Origin of the sequence: Mesorhizobium sp. M5C.F.Ca.IN.020.29.1.1 (assembly GCF_003997375.1) — a bacterium.
Taxonomy (GTDB): Bacteria; Pseudomonadota; Alphaproteobacteria; order Rhizobiales; family Rhizobiaceae; genus Mesorhizobium; species Mesorhizobium wenxiniae.
On record NZ_RZSW01000485.1, the window covers coordinates 1 to 4,893 of the forward strand.

The following is a 4,893-nucleotide window of genomic DNA, read 5'->3' on the forward strand; positions in this document are numbered from 1 at the left end:
ATACAAGATCAATCCGGTGCTGGCGCGGGCGATGGAGCGCATCTTCATCCTGCATGCCGACCACGAGCAGAACGCCTCGACCTCGACCGTTCGCCTCGCCGGCTCGTCGGGCGCCAACCCGTTTGCCTGCATCGCCGCCGGCATCGCCTGCCTGTGGGGACCGGCTCATGGCGGCGCCAACGAGGCGGCCTTGAATATGCTGGGCGAGATCGGCCATGTCGACCACATCCCGGAATTCATCGCGCGCGCCAAGGACAAGAACGATCCGTTCCGGTTGATGGGCTTTGGCCACCGCGTCTACAAGAACTACGATCCGCGCGCCAAGATCATGCAGAAGACCGCACATGAGGTTTTGGGCGAACTCGGCATCAAGGATGATCCGCTGCTCGACATCGCCATGGAACTGGAAAAGATCGCGCTGACCGACTCCTATTTCATCGAGAAGAAGCTTTATCCGAACGTCGATTTCTATTCCGGCATCACGCTGAAGGCGCTGGGCTTCCCCACCACCATGTTCACCGTGCTGTTCGCGGTCGCCCGTACCGTCGGCTGGATCGCGCAGTGGAAGGAGATGATCGAGGATCCGCACCAGAAGATCGGTCGCCCGCGCCAGCTCTATACAGGTGCGCCGGAACGCGACTACGTGCCGATTGCTAAACGGTGAATAGAAGAAGTGAGTAGTGATTAGTAAATAGGAATTCTAGACGCCGAGCGGTGCTCTGCTATCTTCACTACTCACTACTCACCCTTTGATGTATTTCATCACGACCCCCGCAGCGATATCGCCGGAAGGTTCATCAACGGCCATGCGTCTGGCCACCTCGGCAAAACCGTCCTTCTGCCATGCACGATAGGGGGTGTCGGAAAAAAGCGCCTCCAACTGCCGCGCCAGATAGTGCGGCCGCACATATTCGTTGTAGCTTTCCGGCACGATCGGGCGATCGGCGATGAGATTGGGCAAGGCGGCGCTCCATACGGTGATCAGGCGCTGGGCAATCCGCATGACCGGATCGAGCCGGTAGCAGGAGATCATCGGCACGCCCGACAGCGCCAGTTCCAGCGACACCGTTCCCGATGCGATCAGCGCTGCATCGGCCTTGCCGAAGGCCTGCCATTTGCGTTCGGTATCGAGGATGATCTCCGGCTTCTCGTCCCAGCTTGCCACCGAAGCCCTGACTAGGTCGGCGACATGCGGCACCGTCGGCAACAGCAGGCGCAAGCGGTGTCCGCGTGCGCGGAGGATCGAGATCGTCTTGCCAAACGGGCCAACTAGCCGTCGCACCTCACCGCGACGCGAGCCGGGCAGCACAAGCAGTGTCTTCACACGATCCTCGGGCAGGTCGCGCGGCAGGCTTTGCGCCTTGGCAGCGCCGAGCACGCCCGGATCGTGCGTAAGGCGATGGCCGATATAGGTGCCGGGCGGACCGCCGAGGCGGGCGAGCTCCTTCACCTCGAAAGGCAGGATGCAGAGGATATGATCGACATACGGTTTCATCGCCAGCGCCCTGCCCGGCCGCCACGCCCAGACGCTCGGGCAGACATAGTGGACGATCGGGATTGCCGGATCGGCGGCACGCACCTTCTTCGCCACGCGCAGCGAAAAATCCGGGCTGTCGATGGTGATGAGGCAGTCGGGCTTTTCACCGGCGACCGCGTCGGCCGTCTGGCTGATCCGTCGCATCAGGCGCGGCAGGTCGCGCAGGATGGCGCTCAGGCCCGTCAGCGCGATCTCGCCGCCGTCGAAGAGCGGCGTGAGGCCGAGCGCCTGCAAATGCCGGCCGCCGATGCCGACGAGCCGGACCTCGCGGCCAGTCGCGCGCTTGAGCGACGCTACGATGTCGGCGCCAAGCAGGTCGCCGGATTCCTCGCCGGCGACGATGGCGACCTTCAGCGGTTTCTCAGTCACCATGCATCGGCTCCGCAGCAGGCAGGCCGATCACGAACAGGCCGAGCGCATTGGCGCGGGCAACGACCGTAGGACCTTCCAGAACCAGCGAGCGGCCGGCTTCGATGGCAATGCCGGCAAGTCCGGCGGCATGCGCCGCCTCGACCGTCTGCGGGCCGATGGAGGGCAGATCGGCGCGTAACTCCTGGCCGGGCTTGGCGCATTTGACCAGGACGCCGCGCGTTCTGCCGGCCAGCCTGCCATGGCCGCGCAACTGCCTTGTTCGATCGAGCAATCCGTCAGTGCCCTCGACGCCTTCCAGCGCGATGGCGCGGCCGCCGATCGCAACAGCCGCCTGGCCGATATCCAGCGCTCCGATGGCCTTTGCCGCCGTATGCGCCGCTTCGATGTCGCGCCAGTCGGATTTCCGCGGCGTAGCCTTGGTCAGCGCGCCTTCGGCCGCGACCAGTTCCGGCACGATCTCATGGGCGCCGACAACCTTGATGCCACTGCGCTCGATCCTCCGCACGAACAGTTTCAGCACGGTGTCGTCGCCTTGGGTTACACCGACAAGAAGGCTGGGCACCCAGGCGAGCAGGCCGAGATTGAGGCGCATGGCGCTCAGCCGGGGACGGCGTGTGATATGGCCCGCTGTCACCAAATGGCTAACATGATGATTTTTGAGCGTCGGCAGCAGTGAGCCGACATCCTCCAGCCTCAACGTCGCCTGCTCGTAGGCGTCGAAATCGGATATGCGGTCGACCTCGCCCGCCACGATTACCACGAAGGGAGACTTACCTTGCCCACCAAGCGCCCTGGCGACTTCGACCGGCAGACTGCCGCCGCCGGCAATGATGCCGACCTTGGAGTCTGGCGCGAGATCAAAGCCCGTCCGGGTGGCCTCAATCTTCGTCATCTGCATCGTCGCCGTCGCCAGCCTTGAGCGACGGGACGGCATAATGCCGCTTGCCGCGACTGGCGATGAAATCGATGATTTTCATGGCGGTCGGTGACGAGGCGAATTCCGCCTTGGCGAACTCGACGTTTTCGCCGACGGTTCGGGAGCGATCGAAGATCGTCCTGTAGGCCTTGCGCAGCGTATGGATTTCGGAGCGCGGCAGGCCCGCGCGCTTCAGGCCGATGATGTTGAGTCCGCGAAGGCTGGCGCGATTGCCGACGGCGATGGCGTAGGGAATGACATCCCCGACGATTGCCGAGCAACCGCCGAGAAAGGCGTTGTCGCCGACGCGGACAAACTGATGAACAGCGGTGAGGCCACCGATATAGACGTTGTCGCCGATCTCGCAATGGCCGCCCAGCGTCGCCTGATTGGCGAAGGTGGCATTCTTGCCGACGATGCAGTCATGGGCGATGTGGGCGTAGGCAAGGAAGTTGCCGTTGTCGCCAATCGTCGTCTCGCCGCGGCTGGAATCGGTGCCGAGGTGCATGGTCACGCCTTCGCGGATCGTGCAGTTCTCGCCGATGACCAGCGTGGTGCGGCCGCCCTTGTGCTTGGTGTTCTGCGGCGGCGCGCCCAGTGTCGCCATCGGATACACTTTGGTCGACGCACCGATGATGGTCGCGCCCATCACCGAGACGTGGCTGACCAGTTCGACGCGGTCGCCAATCACCGCGTCGGCGCTGATGTGGCAGAATGGCCCGACGCGGACGCCTTCGCCGATTTTTGCGCCGGCCTCGATGACCGACGATGGATGGATGACTGTCTGGATTTTTATAAGCATTCGATCGTCAGTCGCTCGTAACCATCATCGCCGAGATCTCGGCTTCCGCGGCCTTGACGCCGTCGACCAGAGCCTCGCAGGCGAATTTGAGAAGGTTGCCACGTTTCTTGATTTTCTTCACATGGATCTTCAACTGGTCGCCGGGAACGACCGGTTTTCGGAATTTGGCATTGTCGATGGTCAGGAAATAGACCAGCGACGGTTTTTCGGTGCCAAGGCTGCGGATGCAGATGGCGCCGGCCGTCTGCGCCATCGCCTCGACGATCAGCACGCCCGGCATGACCGGCTGATCCGGGAAATGACCCTGGAAATGCGGCTCGTTTATGGTCACGTTCTTGATGCCTATAGCGGACTCGTCGCCATCGATGTCGATGATGCGGTCGATCATCAGGAACGGATAGCGATGCGGCAGGAGCTTCATCAACCCCAATATGTCGACCGCCTCGAGCGTCGTCGCCGCCACCATCTCAGTTCTTCCCTCCGTCGCCGGATTTGCGCGCCCTGGCCAGTCTTCGCAGAGCCGCGATCTCCCGCATGGCTTCCGCCATGGGCTGCGCTGGGTACCCACCCCAAATCTCGCCCGCAGGGACGTTGCTCATGAACCCGCTTCTTGCAGCAAGCTTGGCTCCTGTTCCTATGGTCAGGTGATCTGCAAGGCCGACACCGCCACCCATGGTGACGTTGTCGCCCACCGTTACGGAACCGGAAATACCCGAAAGGCCGGCGATTATGCAGTTGCGGCCGATACGGACGTTGTGAGCGATCTGCACCAGATTGTCGATCTTGGTGCCTTGACCGATGATCGTGTCGGACATGGCGCCACGATCGACCGTGGTGTTCGAGCCGATCTCGACGTCGTCCTGGATAATGACCCGGCCGATTTGCGGGACGCGCTCCGGGCCCTTGGCGCCGGCCACGAAGCCAAAACCGTCCTGGCCGATGCGGGCGCCGCCATGAATGATGACGCGGTTGCCGATAAGCGCGTACTGGATGCTGGCGCCTGGACCGACATAGCCGTCGCGGCCGAACTGGCAGGAGGGACCGATGACGGCATGAGGAGCGATGACGGTTCCGCTGCCGATAGATGCGCGGGGGCCGATGATCGCGCCGGCCTCCACGATCGCGCCGGCCTCGACATGCGCCGATGAATCGACATGGGCATGCGGCGAGATACCGGTTTCGCCGGTCATCGGCGCCGGTGTCGCAGCCGCCGGAAAAAGAAGGCGTCCGACCATCGCGAAAGCCTGTTGCGGGCGTGGATGGACC

At 63.2% G+C, this 4,893-nt stretch carries 6 protein-coding genes; 1 reads left to right on the plus strand and 5 read right to left on the minus strand.

Going from position 1 to position 4,893, the window contains the following annotated elements; all coding sequences use genetic code 11:
* A partial coding sequence (locus EOA85_RS27680) for a citrate/2-methylcitrate synthase (RefSeq protein WP_281033790.1) occupies positions 1-664 on the plus strand: 664 nt, incomplete at its 5' end.
* 78 nt (positions 665-742) lie between these two features.
* Here the strand turns inward: EOA85_RS27680 and lpxB are convergent.
* The 5 genes from lpxB to lpxD form a co-directional block, all read right to left on the minus strand.
* Entirely contained in the window at positions 743-1,909 is a 1,167-nt protein-coding gene (lpxB, locus tag EOA85_RS27685; protein ID WP_206523387.1) for a lipid-A-disaccharide synthase, read from the minus strand.
* Positions 1,899-2,801 carry a UDP-2,3-diacylglucosamine diphosphatase LpxI gene (gene lpxI / locus EOA85_RS27690; protein ID WP_127211888.1) on the minus strand — a complete coding sequence of 301 codons (903 nt, stop codon included), beginning with the start codon at positions 2,799-2,801 and terminating at the stop codon, positions 1,899-1,901. Before lpxI ends, lpxB begins: the two co-directional genes overlap by 11 nt.
* The gene (gene lpxA, locus EOA85_RS27695) at positions 2,788-3,627 is read right to left on the minus strand and encodes an acyl-ACP--UDP-N-acetylglucosamine O-acyltransferase (RefSeq protein ID WP_164759925.1); all 840 of its coding nucleotides are present in this window, start codon (positions 3,625-3,627) and stop codon (positions 2,788-2,790) included. The genes lpxI and lpxA overlap by 14 nt, the downstream gene beginning before the upstream one ends.
* A 7-nt stretch (positions 3,628-3,634) precedes the next feature.
* Complete coding sequence (gene fabZ / locus EOA85_RS27700; RefSeq protein WP_095520391.1) at positions 3,635-4,093, minus strand: 3-hydroxyacyl-ACP dehydratase FabZ; 459 nt, start codon at positions 4,091-4,093, stop codon at positions 3,635-3,637.
* 1 nt (position 4,094) lies between these two features.
* The coding region (gene lpxD / locus EOA85_RS27705; RefSeq protein ID WP_127211889.1) for a UDP-3-O-(3-hydroxymyristoyl)glucosamine N-acyltransferase at positions 4,095-4,893 on the minus strand (799 nt) is incomplete at its 5' end.